Consider the following 1,659-nt stretch of genomic DNA (forward strand, 5'->3'; position numbering starts at 1 on the left):
CCGCGCCCCCCCCCCCCCCCACCCCGCTGTGCTGTGCCGGGGGCCCGGTGCGGCCGTGACCCTGCGTGACACGGACCACCTGCCGCGGCCCACCGACGTGGGCTAGGATCGTGCACGTCGCGACTGGCGCACCCGCGCCCCGCACGCCGCCCTCCGGGGAGGCCACGGGACGGACGGGGATGGTGGATCACCACCGGGGAGCGGCATGCTGTGTAGACGACGGGTCGTTCGCCTGGGCCCCGGGTCGCCCCCTGTGGGGACGTGCCCGGATAGAGCACGCCTCCCCACGAGACCGTCATCCGCAGACAGAACCCAAGGAGACGCATGAGCGCCCAGCCGGACAACGTCCTGAACCAGTCCCTGCTCGAGGTCGACCCGGAGATCGCCGCGGTCCTCGACGGGGAGCTCGCCCGCCAGCGAGACACCCTCGAGATGATCGCGTCGGAGAACTTCGTGCCGCGCGCCGTCCTGCAGGCGCAGGGCTCGGTCCTGACGAACAAGTACGCCGAGGGCTACCCGGGCCGCCGCTACTACGGCGGCTGCGAGCAGGTCGACGTCGCCGAGAACCTCGCGATCGCGCGCGCCAAGTCGCTGTTCGGCGCCGAGCACGCCAACGTCCAGCCCCACTCGGGTGCGACCGCCAACGCGGCCGTGCTGCACGCCCTCATCAACAAGGGCGACAAGATCCTCGGCCTCGAGCTGGCGCACGGCGGCCACCTCACGCACGGCATGAAGATCAACTTCTCGGGCAAGCTGTACGACGTGTCCGCGTACGGCGTGGACCCGCAGTCGTACCGCATCGAGATGGACGAGGTCCGCAAGACGGCTCTCGAGACCCGCCCCGACGTGATCATCGCCGGCTGGTCCGCGTACCCGCGCCACATCGACTTCGCGGCGTTCCGCGAGATCGCGGACGAGGTCGGCGCCAAGCTCTGGGTCGACATGGCGCACTTCGCCGGACTGGTCGCCGCGGGCCTGCACCCGTCCCCGGTGCCCTACGCCGACGTCGTGTCCTCGACGGTCCACAAGACCATCGGCGGCCCCCGCTCGGGCTTCATCCTGTCCAAGGAGGAGTTCGCCAAGAAGATCGACTCCGCCGTGTTCCCGGGTCAGCAGGGCGGCCCGCTCATGCACGTCGTCGCGGCCAAGGCCGTGTCCTTCAAGATCGCCGGCACCGACGCGTTCAAGGACCGTCAGGAGCGCACGCTGCGCGGCGCGAGCATCATCGCGGACCGCCTGGCCCAGCCCGACGTCGCCGAGAAGGGCGTGTCCGTCCTCACGGGCGGTACCGACGTCCACCTGGTGCTCGTGGACCTGCGCCACTCGGAGCTCGACGGCCAGCAGGCCGAGGACCTCCTGCACGCCGTGGGCATCACCGTGAACCGCAACGCCGTGCCGTTCGACCCGCGCCCCCCGCGCGTCACCTCGGGCCTGCGCATCGGCACGCCCGCGCTCGCGACGCGTGGCTTCGGCGACGAGGAGTTCACCGAGGTCGCCGAGATCATCGCGGCCACGCTCAAGGCCGGTGCGGGCGCCGACGTCGAGGGCCTGAGCGCTCGCGTGCGCAAGCTGACGGCCGACTTCCCGCTGTACCCGGGTCTGTCGCAGTAGTCACCCGTGAGCCGCTGAGTGCGGAGCTCTTGTGCGACTCGCCGGGCG

1 protein-coding gene is annotated in these 1,659 nt (G+C 71.5%); it reads left to right on the forward strand.

Features of this window, described 5'->3' with window-relative positions:
• Positions 1-324 precede the first annotated feature (324 nt).
• On the forward strand, positions 325-1,611 hold the full coding sequence (gene glyA, locus ACFWFR_RS19290) for a serine hydroxymethyltransferase (protein WP_377624195.1): 1,287 nt from the start codon (positions 325-327) through the stop codon (positions 1,609-1,611).
• Positions 1,612-1,659 lie beyond the last annotated feature (48 nt).

The organism is Oerskovia sp. NPDC060287, assembly GCF_042726775.1.
GTDB lineage: Bacteria > Actinomycetota > Actinomycetes > Actinomycetales > Cellulomonadaceae > Oerskovia > Oerskovia merdavium.

Coding starts and splice junctions, on each gene's coding strand:
- glyA (WP_377624195.1), top strand. CDS start 325: ATGAGCGCCCAGCCGGACAACGTCCTGAACCAGTCCCTGCTCGAGGTC.